Source organism: Chloroflexota bacterium, assembly GCA_026708035.1.
Lineage (GTDB): Bacteria > Chloroflexota > UBA11872 > UBA11872 > UBA11872 > JAJECS01.
Window position 1 is genome coordinate 118,864 of record JAPOVQ010000017.1, and the last position, 20,704, is coordinate 139,567.

The 20,704-nt window shown below is 69.9% G+C and carries 18 protein-coding genes and 1 pseudogene; 11 read left to right on the forward strand and 8 right to left on the reverse strand.

Annotated elements, in window-relative coordinates; all coding sequences use genetic code 11:
- Positions 1–44: 44 nt before the first annotated feature.
- Positions 45–236 (forward strand): annotated as a pseudogene (locus OXG33_08105) (Rdx family protein).
- Between the two features lie 55 nt (positions 237–291).
- On the opposite strand, the gene OXG33_08110 reads toward OXG33_08105, so the two are convergent.
- From OXG33_08110 to OXG33_08120, 3 genes are all read right to left on the reverse strand, one after another.
- On the reverse strand, positions 292–2,094 hold the full coding sequence (locus OXG33_08110; protein ID MCY4113885.1) for a DUF2723 domain-containing protein: 1,803 nt from the start codon (positions 2,092–2,094) through the stop codon (positions 292–294).
- An 18-nt stretch (positions 2,095–2,112) separates the two neighbouring features.
- A complete protein-coding gene (locus OXG33_08115) occupies positions 2,113–3,426 on the reverse strand; it encodes a heterodisulfide reductase-related iron-sulfur binding cluster (GenBank protein MCY4113886.1) in 1,314 nt (437 codons plus the stop codon).
- Positions 3,427–3,571: 145 nt separating this feature from the next.
- Entirely contained in the window at positions 3,572–4,930 is a 1,359-nt protein-coding gene (locus tag OXG33_08120) for an FAD-binding oxidoreductase (protein MCY4113887.1), read from the reverse strand.
- A 226-nt stretch (positions 4,931–5,156) separates the two neighbouring features.
- Here OXG33_08120 and panC point away from each other — a divergent pair, with 226 nt between their 5' ends.
- Together panC and selB are read left to right on the forward strand one after the other, a co-directional pair.
- Entirely contained in the window at positions 5,157–6,068 is a 912-nt protein-coding gene (panC, locus tag OXG33_08125) for a pantoate--beta-alanine ligase (protein MCY4113888.1), read from the forward strand.
- Entirely contained in the window at positions 6,065–7,954 is a 1,890-nt protein-coding gene (gene selB, locus OXG33_08130) for a selenocysteine-specific translation elongation factor (GenBank protein MCY4113889.1), read from the forward strand. The genes panC and selB overlap by 4 nt, the downstream gene beginning before the upstream one ends.
- A 267-nt stretch (positions 7,955–8,221) precedes the next feature.
- Here the strand turns inward: selB and OXG33_08135 are convergent, their stop codons facing one another.
- Positions 8,222–9,397, reverse strand: a complete 1,176-nt coding sequence (locus tag OXG33_08135; protein ID MCY4113890.1) for a phosphoglycerate kinase — start codon at positions 9,395–9,397, stop codon at positions 8,222–8,224.
- Between the two features lie 42 nt (positions 9,398–9,439).
- Complete coding sequence (gene gap / locus OXG33_08140; protein ID MCY4113891.1) at positions 9,440–10,459, reverse strand: type I glyceraldehyde-3-phosphate dehydrogenase; 1,020 nt, start codon at positions 10,457–10,459, stop codon at positions 9,440–9,442.
- Positions 10,460–10,626: 167 nt separating this feature from the next.
- Between gap and hpnC the strand changes: the two genes are divergently transcribed.
- The 7 genes from hpnC to OXG33_08175 all read left to right on the forward strand — a co-directional run bounded on the left by hpnC (position 10,627) and on the right by OXG33_08175 (position 17,943).
- A complete protein-coding gene (hpnC, locus tag OXG33_08145) occupies positions 10,627–11,505 on the forward strand; it encodes a squalene synthase HpnC (GenBank protein MCY4113892.1) in 879 nt (292 codons plus the stop codon).
- A gap of 3 nt (positions 11,506–11,508) precedes the next feature.
- Positions 11,509–12,345, forward strand: coding sequence for a presqualene diphosphate synthase HpnD (hpnD, locus tag OXG33_08150; GenBank protein MCY4113893.1), 837 nt, complete (start codon positions 11,509–11,511; stop codon positions 12,343–12,345).
- Positions 12,342–13,685: a hydroxysqualene dehydroxylase HpnE gene (gene hpnE, locus OXG33_08155; GenBank protein MCY4113894.1), complete on the forward strand. Its 1,344-nt coding sequence runs from the start codon at positions 12,342–12,344 to the stop codon at positions 13,683–13,685. Before hpnD ends, hpnE begins: the two co-directional genes overlap by 4 nt.
- Positions 13,686–13,860: 175 nt before the next feature.
- Positions 13,861–15,741 (forward strand): squalene--hopene cyclase, encoded by a 1,881-nt coding sequence (gene shc, locus OXG33_08160; GenBank protein MCY4113895.1) that lies wholly within the window; start codon positions 13,861–13,863, stop codon positions 15,739–15,741.
- A gap of 34 nt (positions 15,742–15,775) precedes the next feature.
- Positions 15,776–16,786, forward strand: a complete 1,011-nt coding sequence (gene hpnH, locus OXG33_08165; protein MCY4113896.1) for an adenosyl-hopene transferase HpnH — start codon at positions 15,776–15,778, stop codon at positions 16,784–16,786.
- Between the two features lie 265 nt (positions 16,787–17,051).
- Positions 17,052–17,417 carry a PadR family transcriptional regulator gene (locus OXG33_08170; GenBank protein ID MCY4113897.1) on the forward strand — a complete coding sequence of 122 codons (366 nt, stop codon included), beginning with the start codon at positions 17,052–17,054 and terminating at the stop codon, positions 17,415–17,417.
- A complete protein-coding gene (locus OXG33_08175) occupies positions 17,410–17,943 on the forward strand; it encodes a hypothetical protein (protein MCY4113898.1) in 534 nt (177 codons plus the stop codon). Before OXG33_08170 ends, OXG33_08175 begins: the two co-directional genes overlap by 8 nt.
- 85 nt (positions 17,944–18,028) lie before the next feature.
- On the opposite strand, the gene OXG33_08180 is transcribed toward OXG33_08175, so the two are convergent.
- Together OXG33_08180 and OXG33_08185 are read right to left on the reverse strand one after the other, a co-directional pair.
- Positions 18,029–18,499, reverse strand: a complete 471-nt coding sequence (locus OXG33_08180; GenBank protein ID MCY4113899.1) for a phage holin family protein — start codon at positions 18,497–18,499, stop codon at positions 18,029–18,031.
- A 14-nt stretch (positions 18,500–18,513) separates the two neighbouring features.
- The gene (locus OXG33_08185; protein ID MCY4113900.1) at positions 18,514–19,527 is read right to left on the reverse strand and encodes an NADP-dependent oxidoreductase; all 1,014 of its coding nucleotides are present in this window, start codon (positions 19,525–19,527) and stop codon (positions 18,514–18,516) included.
- A gap of 150 nt (positions 19,528–19,677) precedes the next feature.
- Between OXG33_08185 and OXG33_08190 the strand changes: the two genes are divergently transcribed.
- On the forward strand, positions 19,678–20,376 hold the full coding sequence (locus OXG33_08190; protein MCY4113901.1) for an N-acetyltransferase: 699 nt from the start codon (positions 19,678–19,680) through the stop codon (positions 20,374–20,376).
- Positions 20,377–20,389: 13 nt separating this feature from the next.
- Here the strand turns inward: OXG33_08190 and OXG33_08195 are convergent, their stop codons facing one another.
- Positions 20,390–20,641, reverse strand: coding sequence for a YdeI/OmpD-associated family protein (locus OXG33_08195; protein ID MCY4113902.1), 252 nt, complete (start codon positions 20,639–20,641; stop codon positions 20,390–20,392).
- Between the last annotated feature and the right edge of the window lie 63 nt (positions 20,642–20,704).

Consider the following 20,704-nt stretch of genomic DNA (forward strand, 5'->3'; position numbering starts at 1 on the left):
GAGTCTCCATCGAATACTGCAGCCAATGAAACTATCTCCCTAGAGCCGTCCGTGCGACGGAGGAGATTCTGACTGAGTTCGCGAAAGACGTGGCGGAGTGGACGCTGATCCCCTCCGGCGCCGGCGTGTTCGAGGTGATGGTTAACGACCAACTCGTGTTCTCCAAGCGCGCGTTGAAGCGGCACGCCAAGCCCGGCGAGTTGTACCCACTGGTCAGCGAGGCGCTGGCGGGGTAGTCCCCCGGGGAACGCGCCGGGGCGGACACGACCGAACGGTCGGCGGCGTCCCTGATCAGTTCTGCATCACGCACGTTGGCGGACACTGGGACTGGGGTGTCGGTGGGGCGCGCTGCTCCGGCATCTCCAGGGGCGACCCTTCGGGTAAGCGCTCGATGTCCCGGTCGTCGAGCTTGCGCACCCGGTTCCAGGCAAAGCCGTGCGCGGTGAAGATGTCCAGGTTAGGAATCCACCGACGTTCGCCGCCCGAGACGAGGTAAATGCGGTCGTCGCTGTCCTTGATCAAGTCGCCGTCGCTCACGTCGGCGGCAATGAAGACTTGAAAGAAGGCCCCTTCCTTCACGACGGCAAACTCCCGCTCATAGTCCGGCGTGCTTGCCTGGAGATAGAGACTGCGACCGCTCAGCAGAATCTCTTCCGCTTGGTCGATTCCCATCGTCTTTAGGCCTGACACTTGAACCTGAATGTTCTTGTCCGCGCCGAATTCGTCGACGAACAGCGCATACCGGTGATGCCACGAGGATGGCCAGGTGCTCATGTAGACGCTGTTCGGCACCATGTGTCGAATCTGTGCCCGCGCATGCTCGGTCAGCACCTTGGCGTGCCCCGAGACGCCACTGATGTTGCGCCACGCATCCCCGGTCATCTGCACGCCGGCGCGCGCCGAAACTCCGGCCAGCAGCGCCAACGACACCACCCACACCGCCGGTCGTACAAATCGAGAGAGCCGCAGTCGCCGGAGTGCTGCCGGCACCGCCGCGAGGAGAAGCGCCAAGCCTCCCGCCAGCCAGATCCCGAGGATGACATGGACCATGGCGAAGTAGCGGTCGTAGTCCGGAATCGTGTAGATCAACGTGAACAGCCCGGTCAATACGGCGGTGCCCAGCGTCCATCCCGCGAAGCGCCAATCTCGCGCGGCAACAACGAAGATGCCCCCGATGATCGCCACGACCCAGATCCACCCGAACTCGCGCAGCACATCTTGGGTGAACTCGCCCCAGCGGGGCTCCAGGTACTCGCCGGGTGTGACGAATAGCCTGTCCGTAATGCTGCTGCCGCCCGGCGCGGCCGTAAAGGAGAACGCGTGGTCCCAGATATCGCGAAACCCGAGCAGCCGCTCAGTCTCGGGCTCTCTGATGGCCACTGGGGTCCAGCGCGCGCGCACCAGATAGAGCCAGGGGGCCAGGCCGACCAGGAACGCGCCGGACGCCAGCGCCGCTTCGCGCGGGCGCGGCAGGCGCCATGGCCGCCGGGACAGGACGTACGCAAGCGTAAAGGGCAGCATGAACACGCTGAGCGCGTGATTGGTGAACGACAAGCCGGTGGCCAAGGCCACCACGGCCAACCGCACCGGCGATGGCCGCCGGTGGAAGGCGCGCAGCGCCGCGGCCACGGCCAGCATGAGCGCCATCTGCAAACTGAAGGGCTCCGCTTGAACCCCGAGCGTCCAGACGCGGAACCCGGTGCCGAAGACGACCGCCGCTCCAAGCGCCGCCACCCAGGAGCCCGTGACGTCCCGCGCCACGACGAACAGCAAGACCGTGGCCAGCGCAGCGAACGTCCCATTCACAACGTTGGACGCATGCGCTGGCTCCAAGAAGCCCAGGGCGTGGGACCCGAGGAATAGCGCGGCCGTGAGCAGCGGATACGACGGCGGGTGGGCGATGCCGCCCAGATACCCCAGCGTCTGAAACTCGCCTTTGTCGCCGCCGTTCACATACGGCACCGCGCTCAGCCAGTAGAACGGCAACGCCAACCCGGCCAGCACCACGATCGGCAGCCAAAACTGAAAGTGCGGCTGGGCGGAAACGGCCCCATAGGCCACTCGAATCCGGCGCGCAGCGCTGATTGCAGCCATCACCACCTCCGCGGGCGGTCACTTGGTGGCGTAGGCCGTGTCCAGAAACTCGGCGAGGTGCATCACGTCCAGTTCGAGGCCGCGCCGTCGCGCGCCGGCGCGCAGGTGCAGGATGCAGCCCGGATTGCCCGAAACGATGGTCCGCGCGCCGGTCGCCTGGATCGCGTCGAGCTTCTCGTCCAGGATCTGCAGCGACACCTCCGTGTCGGTGGCGCTGTAGAGGCCCGCGGCGCCGCAGCAGAGCGTGGGGTTGGCCGTCTCCACCAGCTTGACTCCGGGAATGGCGCCGATGAGGTCGCGGGGCTGTTGCGTGATGCCCTGGGCGTGCACCAGGTGGCAGGCGTCCTGGTAGATCACCTCGCGCTCGACCGAAGCTGAACCGGCGGGCGCCTCGATCTCGGCCAGAAACTCCGAAAAGTCCCGCACCTTGGCGACGAAGGCGCGCGCCCGCTGGGCGTAGGCGGAGTCGTCGCCGAGCAGGTGACCGTACTCCTTCAGGGTCGAGCCGCAGCCGGCGGAGTTGACGACGATGGCGTCGAAGGCGTCCGCCTCGAAGGCGTCGATGTTGCGCCGGGCCAGGTCGCGGGCGGTCTCGCGCGCGCCGCCGTGCACGTGCAGCGCGCCGCAGCACTGCTGGTGCTCGGGAATGTGAACCTCGCAGCCGGCGCGCGCCAGCACCCGCAGCGAGGCGCGGTGGGCGTCGGCGAGCGACAGCGACATGATGCAGCCGGTGAGGAATGCCACTCGATAGCGGCGTTCCCCCGCGGCCGGCACGAAGCGCAGATCGCTCGCCTGAAGGAAGCTCGCGGACATCGGTGGCGACATCTCATCGAGCCGCGCCAACGGCGGCGCCAGTGCGTGCAGCACCCGGCTGCGGCGCACCAGCCACTGCAAGCCGCTGCGCTGATACAAACGCAAGCCTTGCCCCAGCAGCCGCAGCGCCCGCGGTCGGGTGAAGACGTGCCGCAGCACCAGGTCCGCGATGCGGCGTGCCCGCGGCAATAGCCCGGCCTGCACCGTCTGCGCCCGCACGTCCTCGATGATCTCGCCGTACTTGACGCCCGAGGGACAGGCCGTCTCACACGCGCGGCAGTCCAGGCAGCGGAAGGTGTGCTTCAGGAAGGTTGGGCTGGTGAGGGACATGTGCCCGTCGGACACCGCCTTGGTGAGTTGAATCCGCCCGCGCGGCGAGTCCATTTCCAGCCGCAGCACGCGGTAGGTGGGGCACTCGTTGAGGCACAAGCCGCAATGCACGCAGGTGGCGATGGTGGCGGGATCGGGCGCGTCGTGGGTGCTGAAGCCGACGCGCGCGGTCGGCGTCGCGGCGCTCATTGGTCGGATCCAGAAGTCCAGGAGTGCCGTTCGTGGTGAGCCAGTCGAACCATGAACGGCCCTTCGACACGCTCAGAGCCTGCCCCGTACTCGATACGGGGGCGAACGGCTTCGCCGCTGGGAGGCACAGGCTGAAAGCGGCTGTTCATGCGGCGTCTGCCAGGAAGCGTCCGGGGTTGAGCGTGCCGTTGGGATCGAATGCGCGCCGCAGCTCGCTCGCGAGCGCATGAGCCGCGTTTGACGGGTCCGTGCCCCAGACGTCCAGGCGGCGCTTGACGCCGGATGGCGCCGCCTCGACGACGACGGGAGCGTTAAACATCCGCGCGTCGCCGCGCAGATCGGAGACGGCGCGGCACACCGCGTCGTCGTCGCCGCCCGTCCAGCGCACCCGCCCCACGCCGCTCACGGCGTGCGCCTCCGCACGCCACTCCAGGCCGAGCTCCGCGGCGATCTCGGCCGCCGATCCGAGCAGCGATGGAATCTGCGATGAGAGGGCGCTCATGCGGCACACCGTAAATGGCTCGCCGGTGGGGGGCGGTTCGGCCACGCTCACCGCGTCGCGCCAGAGGTCGCGCTGCGCGTCGCCCTCGAGCACGTACGGGACGGCGCCGTTGGGGGCGAGCGTCTCGTGGACCATCGCGAGCTGCGCGGCAACTCCGGCTTCCGTCCCCGCGAAGCGCACCGCCAGCAGCCAGGGGCCGTTCGGCAGGTCGGCTGTCGCGACCAGTCGCCGGTCGATGAGATCGACCCCGGTGGGCGCGACCGGCTGGGCCACGATCGACCCAACCGCGCCGCCCGCGTCGAGCGCCGATGCGTAGCCGTAGACCGCCGTGCGCTCGTTGGTCGGCAGCGGCGCCACTTTGAGATTCACGCGGGTAATGAGGCCCAGGGTCCCCAGCGCGCCAATGTGACCCTTGTGCAGGTCATAGCCGGTCACGTTCTTGACCACCATGCCGCCGGATTTGGTGATGGCGCCGTCCGGCCCCGCCGTCTCAGCGCCGATCACCAGGTCGCGAAACGAGCCCGAGGCCACCCGCCGGGGCCCCGACGTGTTGGTGGCCATCAGGCCGCCCAAAGTGGCGGATGCCGCGAATGGCGGGTCCAGCGGCAGGTGCTGGCCTTCCTTGCCCAAGCGCGCTTGCAGCGCGGCCAGCGAGACTCCGGCTTGCACGCCAAGCGTCAGGTCCGCGGGCGTGTAGGTCACGAGTTCATTGAGCCCGGACATGTCGAGCACCACGTCCACGCGTTCGGGGATATTCCCCAGGCCCATCTGGGCGCCGGCTCCGCGCGGGACGACTGCGGCGCCCACCTCGTCGCACCGCGCCAGCACGGCCGCCGCTTCGTCAGGATGCGCGGGCTGGACGACCACGGACGGCTCGACGCCGTCCACGGCCAACGCTCCTGGGCCGCTGGTGCGGATGCGGCTGGACGGGATGTCGCGCGTGAGCGCGGCCTTGATTTCCGCAGCCGATGGGGCGACCGGCGCCGCAGCTTCAAGTGCCATGATTGGCAGTATGGAGCGCGGTCAGGACCGGAACAACCGCCACCCCCTCCGTCACTCCGGCGGAAGCCGGAGTCCAGTCCGGTCGACCCTGGAGGCACGCTGGATGCTTGGAATGCGGGCAAGTCTCAGGCCTGCCCCTACCGGAGTCTGCAAAGGTGTCCCTGGAGGGAGAGCGTGACCGCCGCAGCCATGACGCCATGACCAGCCCCAGCCACCGAGCCACGGCATGATCGTGGCGCGCACGCGGGCCGAGCTGGCGGCGGCGCGGGCCGGACTCCCGGCTCCCGTCGGCGCCGTGTTCACGATGGGCGGCTTACACGACGGCCATAGCGCCCTGCTGCGCGCCGCGCGCCGCGAATGCGCCTCCGTGGTGGGCACGCTCTTCGTGAACCCCATCCAGTTCGAGATCGAGCAAGACGCCGCGACCTATCCCGGCGACGAGGCGGCCGATTTGCGGCGCTTTGAAACCGAGGGCGCCGACGTTGTGTTTGTCCCCCCGGCCCACGAAATCTATGGGCCGGCGTTCGCCACCCAGGTCTGCGTACCGACCCTCGGCTCCATGCTCGAAGGCGCCAGCCGGCCCGGCCACTTCGACGGCGTCGCCACCGTAGTCGCCGTGCTGCTCAACCTCACGCGCCCCGAGCGCACCTACCTCGGGCAGAAGGATTGGCAGCAAACGCGGGTGATCCGGCAGGTCGTGCAGGATCTTGCGCTCGGCGTGAAGCTGCGCGTGGTTGGCACCGTGCGCGAGGAGGCGGGACTGGCCCTGGGCACGCGCAATCTGCGGCTGTCGGATGAGGGCCGCAAGGTGGCGCGCGTGATTCATCGCGCGCTGGCGGCTGGGGCCGGCGCCTGGCGGCGCGGCGAGCGGGGGGCGGACCGCCTGGAGGGCGCGATGCGGCGGAAACTGGAAGCCGAACCCGGCGTCACCTTCGACTACGCGGTTGCGCGCGATCCCCTCACGCTGGAGGAGCTAACCCCCCAGGCCGGCGCTGCCGTGCTTCTCGTGGCCGTCTGGGTGGACGGCGTGCGGCTGATCGACAACTTCGTCCTTGGCGACGGTCTCATCGACATCGACCCCGCGCCGCTGCTGGCCGACGCCGCGGCCGCGACTGGCGGCGGTCAGCCCCCGCCGTGACGGCCGCGACCGACGCCCCGCCCGCGGCCACGGTTGGCACCGCGGGGCATGTCGATCACGGCAAGTCAACCCTGGTGCACGCGCTCACCGGCATCGATCCGGATCGTCTCGCCGAAGAGAAGGCGCGCGGCATGACCATTGATCTGGGCTTCGCCTGGCTCACCCTGCCCAGCGGGCGCTCCGTGAGCCTGGTGGACGTGCCGGGACACGAGCGATTCATTCACAACATGCTGGCCGGCGTGGGGGGCATCGACGCCTGTCTGTTCGTGGTCGCCGCCGACGAAGGCGTGATGCCGCAGACGCGCGAGCATCTCGACATCGTGACCCTGCTAGGCATCGAGCGCGGCGTGGTCGCGCTGGCCAAGACGGACCTCGTGGACGAGGAATGGCTCGAACTTGTCGAACAGGAGCTGCGCGAAACCCTGGCGGCCAGCTCGCTGGCCCAAGCGCCCATCGTCCCCGTCTCGGCGCGCGAAGGCCGCGGACTGGACGCGCTGCTGGAGGCGCTGGACGCGCTGCTCGCGCAGCCGTTGTCGCGACCGCAGGTCGGCGGACCGCGACTGCCGGTGGACCGGGCCTTCACCCAGCGGGGCTTCGGCACCGTGGTCACCGGCACCCTGGCCGGAGGGCCGCTGGACGTGGGAGATACGGTCCATCTCTATCCGGGCGGCGCGCGGACACGCGTGCGCGGCTTGCAGACCCATCGCGCGGCGGAGGACCGCGCCTGGCCGGGACGGCGCGTGGCGGTGAACCTCGGCGGCGTCGCGCCCGCCGACGTCCCGCGCGGCACGGTGGTCGCCGCGCCTGGGGCCGTCACCGAGACGCGACGCGTGGACGCCACGCTGCGCCTGCTCGCGTCGGCGCCGCGCGCGTTGAAACCTGGAGAGCGGGTGTCGTGGCATTCGGGCACCGCCGAGGTCGTCGCGGCGGTGCGCTACTTGGAAGCCGACTCCGTCCGGCCGGGGAGCGGCGGCTGGGTCCAGTGGCGGCTAGGCGAGGCCGTCGCCATCCGCAAGGGCGACCCTTATGTGATCCGGCGGCTCTCACCGCCGATGACCATTGGCGGCGGGGAGATCGTGCGCGCGGCGGCCCGCCACGTGCCTCGCGGCGACCCCGCCGCGCTGGCGGCCCTCGAACGCGCGCGCCGCGCCGCTCCCGCCGAGCTGGTAGCCGCGGCAGTCGACGCCGCTGGCCCGCTTACCGCCGCTGAGATCGCACGACGCGCCGAGTTGAACCTCGACGAAGTGACGGCAATCGTGGACGCGATGGAGCGCGAAGGCGGGCTGAGCGTTGTCGGCGGCTACGCGGCGCCGACCGGCGCGGTCGACGCACTGAGCCGGCGCATTCTTGCCCGACTGTCGCCAGGCACTGCCGGCGGCCTGCCGCGGGCCGCGTTGCCCCAGCAACTGGGAGCCCCCGCGCCTCTCGTCGCGGCGCTGCTCGAACGCCTGGCCGACGATGGGAAATTGGTCCTCAAGGAAGGACGAGTTCTACCGCCGGGACGGGCGGAAGCTCCGCATGGTCCGGAGGCTGATCGCCTGCTGGCCGCGCTCGACCAGGGCGGCATCGCGCCGCCGGACCTGCCGACGCTGGCGCGTTCCCTGGGCGCCTCACCCGCGCTCCTCGACGCCCTGGCGGCCGCCGGTGAACTTGTACGCGTCACGCCGACGTTTGGCCTCACCCAGGCGGGCTACGCGCGCTGGCGGCAGGCCATTGGCGAGGCCTTCGCCGTGAACGATCAGGTGACGGTGAGCCAACTCCGCGACCAGTTGGGCACCAGCCGCAAATACGTCCTGGCGTTCTTGGAGCACCTTGACGCCCGCGCGGTCACCCGGCGCGTCGGCGAAGCGCGCATCCTCCTGGACCTTAGCTGGCTGCCGGAGTAGCGCAGGCGGTGGAGCCACCGCCGCCTGTCCGCGGCACCCCTGCCTGACGCTCGCGCGACCCACTTCTGTGATTCCGAGCGCAGCGAGGAATCTAAGGGGCGGAAAGCATGCGCAACGCCCTTGGAATCCTCACGTTCGTTCGGAACGCCGCGGTCCGGCCCCCTCTACCCTCCGCGGGAGAAGGTTGGGGTGAGGGGATAGAAGAGCCCGGTGGCCCGGGCTGCGCGTAGCCCGGGAGAGTGGCAAATGGGTCTTTCGGCCCCCGCCTCAGCCCTCCGGCAGCGCGGCCACGCCTGGCAGCTCGCGACCCTCGATTAACTCCAACGTGGCCCCACCGCCCGTGCTGAGGTGGGCGAAATCTCCGGCGCGGCCCGAGGCTTGAGCGGCGGCCACGGCGTCGCCGCCCGCCACGACGACCTGGGCGGGCGAGTCGGCGAGAAGCCGCGCCAACCCCAGCGTGCCGCCGGCGAACGGCGCCAGCTCGTAGACGCCAACCGGCCCGTTCCACAGCACCGTCCGCGCACTTGCGAGCGCCTCGGCGTAGGCCGCCAGCGACGCGGGACCAATGTCCAGAATCATGGACTCGGACGGCACGGCGTCCAGCGCCACGGTGCTCGCGGACGCGTCGGCCGCGAGCTCATTCGCCACCACCGCATCCACCGGCAGCACCAGCCGGCAACCGGACGCAATGGCGGCCGACCGAATGCGAGCGACGGCGTCGGACGCGCTCTCCGCCCGCGACCGCCCGATGTCAGCGCCGTCCGCCGCCAGGAAAGTGTTGGCCATCGCCCCGCCCAGGATCAGCACGTCAGCCGTCGCCGCCAGCCGCTCGAGCAGCGCGATCTTGTCGCCGATCTTGGCCCCGCCCACGATGGCCGCAAACGGCCGTGGCGGCCCCTTCACGATCGGGTCCAACGCTTGCAGCTCGGCCAGCATGAGTTGCCCGGCGGCGGCGGGCAGCGCGTGGGCCAGCCCAGTCGTGCTGGCATGCGCTCGATGCGCCGTGCCGAAGGCGTCGTTGACGTAGAAATCGGCCAGCCGCGCCAGCGCGCGCACGTGGACCGGGTCGTTGGCCTCCTCACCGGGGTGGAAGCGAACGTTTTCTAGCAGCAGGACTTCCCCGTCCACGAGCTCGCGCGTGAGCCGCTCGACCTCGGGGCCCACGCTGTCGGGGGCCAGGGGAACCGAAGCGCCGAGGCATTGCCCGAGGCGCTCCGCGACCGGCGCCAGCGATAGCTCCGGGCGCAGCGCACCCCGCGGTCGGCCGAGGTGAGACGCCAGCACCACGCGCGCGCCGCGGTCGCGCAGGTCGCGAATGGTCGGCAGAGAGCCCTTGATGCGGGAGTCGTCCCGGATCGCGCTCCCGTCGAGCGGCACGTTGAAATCGGCGCGGACGAATACCCGCCGGCCCTTGACGTCAAGGTCCGCCAGGCCGCGCTTCATGCGGCGGACCGATCGGCGACGGACGCCACCAGGCGGTTGCGGCTAGACGGCGGCCGCCGCGGGCGTCCCGGCGGCGACCAGCGCCGCCGCGTCGGCCACGCGGCAGGCATAGCCCCACTCGTTGTCGTACCACGCGGCGACCTTGACCAGGTCGTCGCCGATGGCCATGGTGCTCTCGGCCTCGACGATCGACGAGTGCGGGTCGCCGCGCAGGTCCACCGACACCAGCGGCTCGTCGTTGATCGCCATGATGCCCCGCAGCCGGCCCGCGGCCGCCTCGCGCAGGGCGTCGTTGACCTCCGACTCGCTCGCCGCACGCTCCAGGTGCGCCACGAACTCCACGATGGACACCGTGGGCACGGGCACGCGATAGGCCGCGCCGTGCATGCGGCCTTCGAGCTCGGGAATCACCAGCCCGATGGCCTTGGCGGCGCCGGTTGATGTCGGCACGATGCTCATCGCCGCGGAGCGGGCCTCGCGGATGTCGCCCGCCGGGCCGTCGACCAGCGCCTGCGACGCGGTGTAGGCGTGCACCGTGGACATCAGGCCCTTCCGCACGCCGAATTCGCGGTGCAGCGTGTCCAGGGGCGGCGCCAGGCCGTTGGTGGTGCACGACGCGTTGCTCACGACGTGATGAGTGTCGGGATCGTAGCGGTCGTGGTTGACCCCCATGACGAGGGTCAAGTCGGCCCCCGTGGCGGGCGCTGTGATCAGCACGCGCTCGGCGCCGGCGTCCAGATGCAGCGCGGCGCGATCCCGCGCGGTGCCGACGCCGGTGGCCTCGATCACCAGTTGCGCGCCCAAATCGCCCCACGGCAGAAGGTTCCACTCCCGCTGCGAGGTAGTCGGGATGCGACGTCCGTCGACCACCAGGTCCGTGCCATCCACGGCCACCTCGCCTGGAAAGCGCCCATAGTTGCTGTCGTAGCGCAGCAGGTGGGCCAGCATCTCCAGGTCCACCAGCTCGTTGATGCCCACGACCTCGGCCTGCGGCTGACGCTCCAGCAGCGCGCGAAATGCTTGCCGGCCGATCCGCCCAAACCCGTTGATGGCAATGCGCACGTCGTGCCCTCCCGCGCAGCGCCCGATCGCGCGTCGAGTATAGGCCCGACCGTGCGGCGAACGCTCACGCCCGATCGCGCTCCACGGCCCCGCGTAGAATTGCGCCCCAGGCACCCTTCAGCATCCAGGCCGCGCCGCACGTGCCGGGCGCGGCGGGCGGAGCCGCCATGTCAAGTGTGAACGCCGCGCCCGCGCCTCCGATCCCGGACGGTGTGCCTCGGCGCGACGCGGTGATGGCGCGCGCCTCCGGCGAGAATTTTCCCGTCGCCATGCGGCTGCTGCCGCCGGACGCGCGCCGCCACCTGCTCGCCGTCTATGGATTTGCCCGGCTCGTGGACGAGCTGGGCGATGCGGCCGAAGGCGATCGCCTGGCCTTGCTCGACTGGCTCGACGACGAGGTGTCGGCCATCTACGCCGGGCGGGCGCCGGCGCACCCGATCATGCGCCGGCTGGTCGCCACCGTCCGCGCGGCGGACATCCCCGACGAGCCGTTCCGCCGCCTCATCCAGGCCAACCGCCAGGATCAGACGGTCCACACTTACGAGACCTTCGAGGAGCTTGTGGGCTACTGCGAGCTGTCGGCCAATCCCGTGGGACGCATGGTGCTGCACGTGTTTGGCGCGTTCACGCCCGAGCGCGTGTGGCTGTCGGACCAGATCTGCACCGGCTTGCAGTTGGTCGAGCACTGGCAGGACATTGCCGAGGACTACGACAGCGGCCGTGTCTACGTGCCCCGTGAGGACCTGGAGCGCTTCGACTGCCGGCCCGAGGACTTCGGGCTGCGCGTGACCACGCCCGAGTTTCGCGAGCTCATGGCATTCGAGGTCGACCGTGCCGAGGCGCTCCTTGACCGCGGCGCCTCATTGAGCCGGCTGCTCCCCGGGACCTACGGGATGGCCATCGCGGCGTTCACCGAGGGCGGGCGGGCCGCGCTGCACGCGATTCGCGACGCCGACTACGACGTGCTGGGACGCGCGCCCCGCCCGACGCTGCGGCACAAGGCGCGCGCCGCGCGCGCCTTGGCACGCCTCTGGATGAGCTGGTAGCCCGTGGAAGTCGACGCCGCCTACGACGTCTGCGAGCAGATCACCCGCTCGCGCGCCGCGAACTTCTATTGGGGCATTCGCCTGCTTCCGCCGCCGAAGCGACGGGCGCTCAGCGCCGTCTACGCCTTCGCGCGGCAGATCGACGACATCGGCGACGGTTGCCTGCCGCCGCCCGCCAAGGCCACCGCGCTGGCGGAAGCGCGGCAACGGCTTGAGTCCACGGGCAATGGCGCCGTCGACCCGGTCATGACGGCGTTGCGCCACGCCGCCGATCGATTCCCCGTGCCGCTGGACGCGTTTGGCGATCTGATCGACGGCGTGGAGATGGACGTGCGCGGCGACACCTACGAGACCTTCGACGACCTGGTGGTCTATTGCCGCCGCGTCGCCGGCAGCATCGGGCGACTCTCCCTGGGCGTGTTCGAATCACGCGACATGGCCCGGGCCGAGCCGCTGGCCGACGAGTTGGGCGTGGCGCTCCAGCTCACCAACATCCTCCGCGACGTGCGGGAGGACCTGGCGCAGGGCCGCGTGTACCTGCCGCGCGAGGACCTCGCGGCATTCGCTTGCGAGCTGCGCCCGCCGCTCACGGCGACCCCGGCGTTCGCGGCGCTGATTCGTTTCCAGGCCCAGCGCGCCCGGCGGCAATTCGACATGGGGTTGCAGCTGCTGCCGTTGCTCGACTGGCGCAGCACCGCCTGCGCCGCCGCCATGGCCGGCATCTACCGGCAGGTCCTGAAACGCATCGAGCAAGACCCGGCCGCCGTGACCCGCGGGCGGGTATCGCTGTCCACCGGGGCCAAGGTGCGCGTCGCGCTGTGGAGCCTGCTCCGCGGATGAGCCGCCACTTCGTCGTGGTTGGCGGCGGACTGGCGGGATGTTCGGCGGCGCTCACCTGCGCCGACGCCGGGGCGCGCGTGACGCTGCTCGAGGCGCGGCGGCGTCTCGGTGGGGCCACCTACTCGTTTCAGCGCGACGGGCTGTGGTTCGACAACGGCCAGCACGTGCACCTGCGCTGCTGCACGGCCTACCGCGCCTTCATCGACCGCATCGGCGCCTCCGACATGGTCACCATGCAGCGCCGGCTCGCGATCCCGGTCATCCGGCCCGGGCACGGCGTGGCCTGGATCAAGCGGGCCAATCTACCGGCTCCGCTGCACCTTGCCCTCAGCCTGGGAACCTACCGGCACCTGTCGGTCGTCGAGCGCCTGCAATTGGCGCGCGCGCTGATCGGGTTGATGCGCCTCGATCTGCGCGACGTGTCGCTGGACGCCCACACCTTCGGGCGCTGGCTGCGCGCCCGCGGCCAGTCGGACGGCTCGCTCGAGGCGCTGTGGGACCTGATCGTGCTGCCCACGGTGAACCTGCCGTCGGCGGAGGCCTCGTTGAGCCTCGCGGCCATGGTCTTCAAGGTCGGTCTGCTGCGCGATCGGTCGGCAGCGGACATGGGTTACACGACGACCACCCTGGGCCGCGCGCATAGCGACCAGGGACTGCGCGCCCTGCGAGCGGCGGGCGTGGACGTGCAGCTCGGCGTCGCCGTTTCGGAGGTGGGAGTTGAGCCCGGGGGAGAGTTGCGCGTGCGGCGGCAAGGTGAAGACCTGGCGGCCGACGCCATCGTGCTGGCGGTGCCGCACTCGCAGGCGGCGCGGCTCGTGCCGGCGGACGCCGATCCCGAGGCGGCGCGGTTCGCGGACCTGGGAGCCGTGCCCATCGTGAACTTGCATGTGATCTACGACCGGCCGGTCATGCCCCATCCGTTCGCGGCCGGCGTCGGCACGCCCGTGCAGTGGGTCTTCGACCGTACCCAGGCCGCCGGGCTATCCGAGGGCCAGGCGCTGGCCGTCTCGCTCTCGGGCGCCGTCGCCTACGCCCAGGTGCCCACCGACGTGTTGCGCGAGCAGTTCGTCGCCGAGTTGGCGCGCCTCTTTCCCCGCGCGCGTGAGGCGCGGGTTCGGGGGTTCTACGTCACGCGCGAGCACCAGGCCACGTTTCGCCAGGGTCCGGGCAGCCTGGCGCGGCGTCCCGGGCCCCGCACCACCCTGCCGAACCTGGCTCTTGCCGGCGCCTGGACCGACACCGGCTGGCCCGCGACCATGGAGGGCGCCGTGCGGAGCGGCAACCGCGCGGCGGATCACGCGCTGAAGGCGCTGGGCCTGCCGACGCCGGTCGAGGCATGACCCGCGCGTACCCGCCGGGACGCGCCGCGCGTTGCTATATTCGCCAGGCGGCGGACCCCTCAACGACAAGGAGTGGCGTCGTCTCGTGATTCGACGTGTGACGGACCCCGCCTCCGGAACCCGTCCCGGTCCCGTGCGCACTGGGGCGTCCAGCGACGTCCGCGAAGGCGCGCGCGTGGCGCTGGAGCGCGCCTCCAGCCAGCTGCTCGAACAGCAAGACGCCCAGGGCGTCTGGCGTGGCGAGCTTGGCACCAACGTCACCATCGAGGCCGAGGACCTGTTTTTGCGCGAGTTCCTGGACATCCTCGAGCCCGACGTCTTGCGGGCGACGGCGGCATGGATTCGGCAGCGGCAGCGGGACGACGGCACCTGGGCCAACTTCCACGACGGCCCCGGCGAGCTCTCCACGACGGTCGAGGCCTATGTCGCCCTGCGCCTGGCGGGCGACGCGCCCGAAGCCGAGCACATGCAGCGCGCCGCCGCTTGGATCGTGGATCAGGGCGGGCTGGCGGCCACCCGCGTGTTCACCCGCATGTGGATGGCGCTGCACGGCTGGTGGGACTGGGACGAGCTGCCGGCCATTCCACCCGAAATGATCTTCCTGCCCACCTGGGTGCCGCTCAACATCTACGACTTCGGTTGCTGGGCCCGGCAGACCATCGTGGCGCTCAGCATCGTGCGCGCCTATCGCCCGGTCAGGCCCGCCGACTTCACCATCGAAGAGCTGCGCAGCGGGACGGCTCCGCGGGTGAGCGCCTCGCTGCGCACGTGGAAGGGGTGGTTTACCTGGATCGACCGGGCGCTGCAGCGCTACGAGCGGCGGCCGCTGGGATGGCTCCGCGCCGCCGCCCTGCACCGTGCCGAATCCTGGGTCATGCGGCGGCAAGAAGCCGATGGCTCCTGGGGCGGCATTCAGCCCCCTTGGGTCTACTCCATCATTGCGCTGCGCCTGCGCGGCTACGGCATGACCCAGCCCGTCATCAAGCATGCTCTCGAGGGCCTTGAACGGTTCACGATTTGGGACGGGGGCGTGCGTCGCCTCGAGGCGTGTCAGTCGCCCGTCTGGGACACCGCGCTGGCGCTGGTGGCGCTGGCCGACGCCGGCATACCGCCCGACGCCCCGGCCTTGCGCCGCGCCGGCGAGTGGCTGGTCGGCGAAGAGGTGTCCCAGCAAGGCGATTGGGCGATCCGTCGCCCCTATCTCCACCCCGGCGGCTGGGCCTTCGAGTACGAAAACCGCAACTACCCGGACGTCGACGACACCGCCGAGGTCATCCTCGCCCTGCGCCGCGTCGACGTGCCCAACGCCAAGGGGGCCATCGACCGCGGCGTCGCCTGGACGCTCGGCATGCAATGCGTGGACGGCGGCTGGGCGGCGTTCGACGCCGACAACACCCGCACGCTGTGCCGCGCGCCGGCATTCTGCGACTTCGGCGAGGTCATCGACCCGCCCAGCGCCGACGTGACCGCACACGCGATCGAAATGCTGGCCCTCGAAGGCAAGACCTACAACGCCCGCGTCCAACGCGGGATCGCGTGGCTCCGGTCCGCGCAAGAGCCCGACGGCTCGTGGTTTGGGCGCTGGGGCGCCAACTACATCTACGGCACCGGGGCGGCGGTTCCCGCCCTGGTTGCGGCCGGCGTCTCACCCGACGACCCGTCCATCCGACGCGCCGTGCACTGGCTGGCCGCGCGCCAGAATCCCGATGGCGGCTGGGGCGAGGACCTCAGGTCCTACGACGATCCCGCAGGCTGGTCGGGTCGAGGCGCCAGCACCGCCTCGCAGACGGCTTGGGCGCTGCTCGCGCTCGTGGCGGCCGGCGACGACGGGTCCGTGACGCGCCGCGGCGTCGAATACCTCGTCGACACCCAGCGCGAGGACGGCTCGTGGGACGAACCGCTATACACCGGCACCGGCTTTCCCGGCGCCTTCTACATCAACTATCACCTCTATCGCTTGATCTTTCCCGTCATGGCGCTGGGGCGCTACGTGAACGGCTGGCACGCCGGGCGGCTCACGCGGTTCGTACTGGACGGAGCTCATGGAACGTCGTAGCTTTCTCGTGCTGGCTCCCGGACTCTAGGCGCTCATGGGCGTTCCTCTGCGGCAAACGGTGACCGTTGCCCGCTATCTGATGACGCAGCGGCTGCGCGGGCGCGAGAAGTTTCCGCTGATCGTCGAGCTCGAGCCGCTCTACGCCTGCAACCTGGCCTGCGCCGGCTGCGGCAAGATCCAACATCCGGTCGCGACGCTGCGCAAGCGCATGCCCGTCGAGCAGGCCGTGGCCGCCGTCGAGGAATGCGGCGCGCCCATGGTGTCCATCGCCGGCGGCGAGCCGCTGGTGCATCCCGAGATTCACAAGATCGCCGACGAGCTCGTGCGGCGGCGCAAGTTCGTCTACCTCTGCACCAACGCCCTGCTGCTCGAGCGCAAGCTCTCGCTCTTCACGCCGTCGCCCTACTTCGCCTTCGCCATTCACATCGACGGTTTGCGCGAGCGGCACGATGAATCGGTGTGCCAGGAAGGCGTGTTCGACAAGGCGGTGGAAGCCATCAAGGCGGCCAAGCACGCCGGATTCCGCGTCACCACCAACACCACGTTCTTCACCCACGACACCCCGGACAACGTGCGCGCGGTGCTGGACTTCCTCAACGACGAGTTGGAAGTGGACCACATGATGATCTCCCCCGGCTACGCCTACGAGAAGGCCCCCGACCAGGAGCACTTCCTGCCGGTGGAGCAGACGCGGCGGCTCTTCCGCGAAGCCTTTCGCGGCGGCGGGCGCAAGCGCTGGCGCCTCAATCACAGCCCGCTCTTCCTCGACTTCCTGGAAGGCAAGGTCGACTACGACTGCACCGCCTGGGGCATACCCAGCTACTCGATCTTCGGCTGGCAGCGGCCCTGCTATCTCATGGCGGACGGCTACGTCGAGACCTACCAGGAGTTGATCGAGACCACGGATTGGGACAGCTACGGCCGCGGCCGCGATGAGCGCTGCGACAACTGCATGGCGCACTGCGGCTACGAGCCCACCGCCGTGGCCGCCACCGGCAGCTCGCTGCGCGAGTCCCTCCGAGCCTTCGCCTCCGCGCTGAACTAGCCCCGCGGCCCGGCGCCCAACCGGCCTGCCGCGCCCACCCTGGCATTCGAGCGCCCCGCTCCCGTCATTCCGAGCGCAGCGAGGAATCTAAAGCGCGCGTCCTCTACCTCCAGGCAAAGTCACGGCCGGTCAACTCCCATCACCCCCCCCGCCGAATGTCGGAGTTGGCCATCTATATCGCGCTACGATATATTGATTCGCGATATAGCATGTGGCCCTTCAGAGTCTGACCAGGGTCATCCTTTCGAAAGAAGGTGGTTGGCCATTGCCGAATCGAAGCCCCCTGGATCCGCTTCCTCTCCCCGTCGCCCAGCTTCACATCCTGTTGGCCTTGGCGCCTGGCGACAAGCACGGCTACGCGATCATGCGAGAGGTCGAGGCTTTGACCAATGGAGCGGTCACGATGGGCCCCGGCACGCTGTACGGGGCTGTGAAGAAGATGCTGAAGTCGGAGCTTGTCGAGGAGAGCGACGAACGGCCAGACCCCGAACTGGACGATCAGCGTCGCCGCTACTACCGGATCACCGGTCTTGGCAAGCGTGTGCTCGACGCTGAGATCAACCGCATGGAGCGGCTGGTGCATGCCGCCAGGTTGATACAGGCGACCGCCACGCGAAGGCCCAGTGCCTGAGGCGTTCCACGAGCGCGTGTACCGCTGGTTGCTCGCCTTGTATCCGAGAGAACACCGGCGGGAATACGGGGAGTTGATGGTCCAGCTCTATCGGGACCGGATGCGTCGCGATGGCAAGGGATTCGCCGGACTGTCCGTCTGGATTCACCTGATCGTGGACCTCTGTGGATCTGCTGCGAGAGAACACACGGAAGGAGTTGACATGAAGAGTCGAACAAGGTTTGGGATCGCGTTGGCCGGCGTGGTTGTAGCCGGCGGCATCGGCGCGGGTGTCCTCTTGGCCAATTCGGACGGCGAGCCGAGCGTCTCGTTGTCGTGGCAGGAGACAGACGTGGCTGCGAACGGCGAACCGGAGGTTTCGCTGTCGTGGCTGCCAACTGGTGACGCTGGATCGAGCGCCCTCATTGCCGGTTCGGGCGCCGAGCCGAGGGTCTCCCTGTCGTGGCAGCAGACAGACGCGGTTGCGCACGGCGAACCGAAGATCTCGCTGTCATGGGAGAAGGCGGATCAGATCGCTCCCGAATAGCGCGGGGCTGTTCAAGCGGAGACTTTCCGCGGGGCGGGACCGAACGGACCCAAAAGTATGGTCACCACCCAGAGACTCTGGCCTGCTACGTGGCGGGGCCGTCGCCGGCCCCGCCCTGCCGCGGCGCCGACCCGCCGGCCTGCCCCTGCCCGCGACGAAACACGAGCCATGACACGCTCGTCGAGATGGCCGCCGTAATGAGCGCCCCCAGCAGCGCCCAGCCGAAGCTCTCCACGTAGATCGGCGGAATGATCTGGCCGGCCAGCCAAAACATGAACGCGCCCACCACGAAATGCCCGAACCCCAGCGTCACGACCATGAAGCAGCAGGTGAGCGGCAGGGTGGCCAGGTACATCAGCGGGCGCACGTAGACGTTCAGCGCCGCCAGCACCGCGGAAAATGCCGCCGCCGTCGCCCAGTACATCAGCGATCCGGTCTCCGGCAGCCGGACATACGGGTCCAGCAGCAGGGCCGTCAGCAACACGCCCAAGAACGCTCCGGCCCAGTGCACCGCGAACTGGTGAACCGTCCGCTCGAAGTTCCAGCGCACCCGCACCGGGGGTTGGCCGTTTACGACGCCGCCACCGACGGCTCGGCCACTTTGACCAGCACCTTGCCGACATTCGCGCCCGTGAACAGGCGCAGAAAGGCCGCCGGGGCGTTCTCCAGGCCCTCGACGATGTCCTCGCGATACTTGAGACGTCCCGCGTCGATCCAACCCACCAGCTCCCGCAGAGCCTCATCGGTGCGGTCGAAGTAGTCGTTGGCGAAGAAGCCCTCCATGCGGGCGCACGCCAGGGCCAGCGGCACCGAATGCCGCGGCGCCACGTCCGGCTCCTCCAGGTTGTATTGCGAAATGAAGCCGCACAGCACGACGCGGGCGTACATGCGCAGGTGTTGCAGCGCCATGTCCAGGATGCGGCCGCCGACGTTGTCGAAGTACACGTCCACGCCGTCGGGACAGGCGCGTTTGAGGGCGGTTGCCAGGTCGTCGGTGCGGTAGTTGATCGCCGCGTCGAAGCCGAGGTCCTGCGTGAGGTGCCGGCACTTGGCCTCCGTGCCGGCAATGCCCACTGCGCGGCAGCCCTTGATGGCGGCGATCTGGCCCACGGCGGAGCCGACGGCACCGGCGGCGCCCGACACCAGCACGGTCTCACCTGGGCGCGGCCGGCCAACCTCGAGCAGGCCGAAATAGGCCGTGAGCCCGGGCATGCCCAGGATGCCGACGCCGGTCTGGATGGGGGCGATTGCTGGATCGATCACGCGGAGCTCGTCTGCCGCCAGCGTGCCGTAGGCCTGCCACCCGATGCGTCCCACCACGGTCTGCCCCACGGCCACGGCGGGAGACGCCGTCGCCGCCACCTCGCCCACCACCTCGGCGGTGACGACTTCGCCGACATTGGTCCGCGGCCCGCGGATGGCCCAGCGCATATAGGGGTCCACCGAGAGCCACAGCGTGCGCACCAGCGCCTCGCCGTCGCCCGGCTCGGGGATCGGCGTCTCCTCGAGCCGAAAGTTCTCGGCTGTCGGCATGCCATGGGGCCGGCTGGCGAGGACGTAGCGCCGGTTGGCGGATTCAGTCATGGGTGTCTGCACGCGGCGCGGGGGTGCCATGGTACCCACGGCGCATTGGCGAATTGCATAGAATCTGCATGAGCGCTGCATCGGCGCTCAATCGGCTCCCAATAGCATCCAATGGGCTTGGTGCGATCGCCGCACCCAGGGAGGACCATTGTGAGCGTATCGCCGGGCGTCGCGGGCGCGAGCGTCGCACAAGCTCAAGGCAGGGCGACCCACGGCCGCCTGCTGCTGCGAGATGCTCGGCCAACCGACCGGCTCCCCGCGGGAGCGCTGCTGCGCGAGGCGCTGACTCCGCAGCTCGCCGACGCCATATTTGGCCTGGGCGCTTCCGGCGCCACGCGGTACTTCGAGCGGCTGTTTCAGCTTCCGGGCACTCTGTGGAGCTATGACATCACCACGCTGGCCGAGCTCGACAGCGAGGTGGTGGGCTTGGTGTCGCACGCGCCGTGGGCGGTGCTTGCCCAGCGGCGCCGGTCAACCCTGTGGGGCTATTGGCGCGCCTACGGGCTTCGCGGGCTGCTGAAGTTGATTCCTCGCATCCGCGCCCTCATGCGCGCCAGCCCGGCCGTGCCGCCGGACCATTGGTTCATTCCCTGCCTCGCCGTGGCGCCCGAGCACCGCGGCAACGGCGTCGCGCACGCCCTATTGCAGACGGTGTACCGGCACGCCGATGCGCATGCCCCGGCGTGCAGCCTCTACGTGCCGACCAGCAATGCGACCGCGCGCGAGTTCTACGACCGCGCGGGCTACGTGGAGCGAGAGGGGGCGGACTCGGAGTTGCTCCACCGTCTCGCCGGCGTGCGTGGACGGGTCCGATTCGAGCGGACGCTCGCCAACGGCAAACCCGCCTAGCGGCGCGGCGCCACTAGCGCCCGCGCGATGAAGGGCGCCAGGCCATCTTCATGTAGCGGTCGCCCTGCTCGAGCTCGTCCAGCATTTGTGCCAGTCGCCGCAGCTTGGTCGGCTCGCGCTTCGCCCGGTCGATCCAGCCGAGGTAGTCGTTGCGCTGATACGGGGGCCGGCGGCGGTACGCGTCCATCAGGCCGCGTTCGAGCAACGCGCGCTCGACGAACTCCGGCATTGGGTTCAGGGGCCGCTTCAGGGTCGACGGCGGCATACGCGCCTCACGCCATCGAGTCGACGATGCCAAGGATACGCAGCGCGCCGGTCGGACCGCCGC

Bases quoted from the DNA above. Each gene is read 5' to 3' on its own strand.
- hpnC (MCY4113892.1), top strand. From the start codon at position 10,627: ATGTCAAGTGTGAACGCCGCGCCCGCGCCTCCGATCCCGGACGGTGTG.
- OXG33_08120 (MCY4113887.1), bottom strand. From the start codon at position 4,930: ATGGCACTTGAAGCTGCGGCGCCGGTCGCCCCATCGGCTGCGGAAATC.
- hpnH (MCY4113896.1), top strand. From the start codon at position 15,776: ATGGGCGTTCCTCTGCGGCAAACGGTGACCGTTGCCCGCTATCTGATG.
- OXG33_08195 (MCY4113902.1), bottom strand. From the start codon at position 20,641: ATGCCGCCGTCGACCCTGAAGCGGCCCCTGAACCCAATGCCGGAGTTC.
- OXG33_08135 (MCY4113890.1), bottom strand. From the start codon at position 9,397: ATGAAGCGCGGCCTGGCGGACCTTGACGTCAAGGGCCGGCGGGTATTC.
- panC (MCY4113888.1), top strand. From the start codon at position 5,157: ATGATCGTGGCGCGCACGCGGGCCGAGCTGGCGGCGGCGCGGGCCGGA.
- OXG33_08185 (MCY4113900.1), bottom strand. From the start codon at position 19,527: ATGACTGAATCCGCCAACCGGCGCTACGTCCTCGCCAGCCGGCCCCAT.
- OXG33_08115 (MCY4113886.1), bottom strand. From the start codon at position 3,426: ATGAGCGCCGCGACGCCGACCGCGCGCGTCGGCTTCAGCACCCACGAC.
- OXG33_08110 (MCY4113885.1), bottom strand. From the start codon at position 2,094: ATGGCTGCAATCAGCGCTGCGCGCCGGATTCGAGTGGCCTATGGGGCC.
- hpnE (MCY4113894.1), top strand. From the start codon at position 12,342: ATGAGCCGCCACTTCGTCGTGGTTGGCGGCGGACTGGCGGGATGTTCG.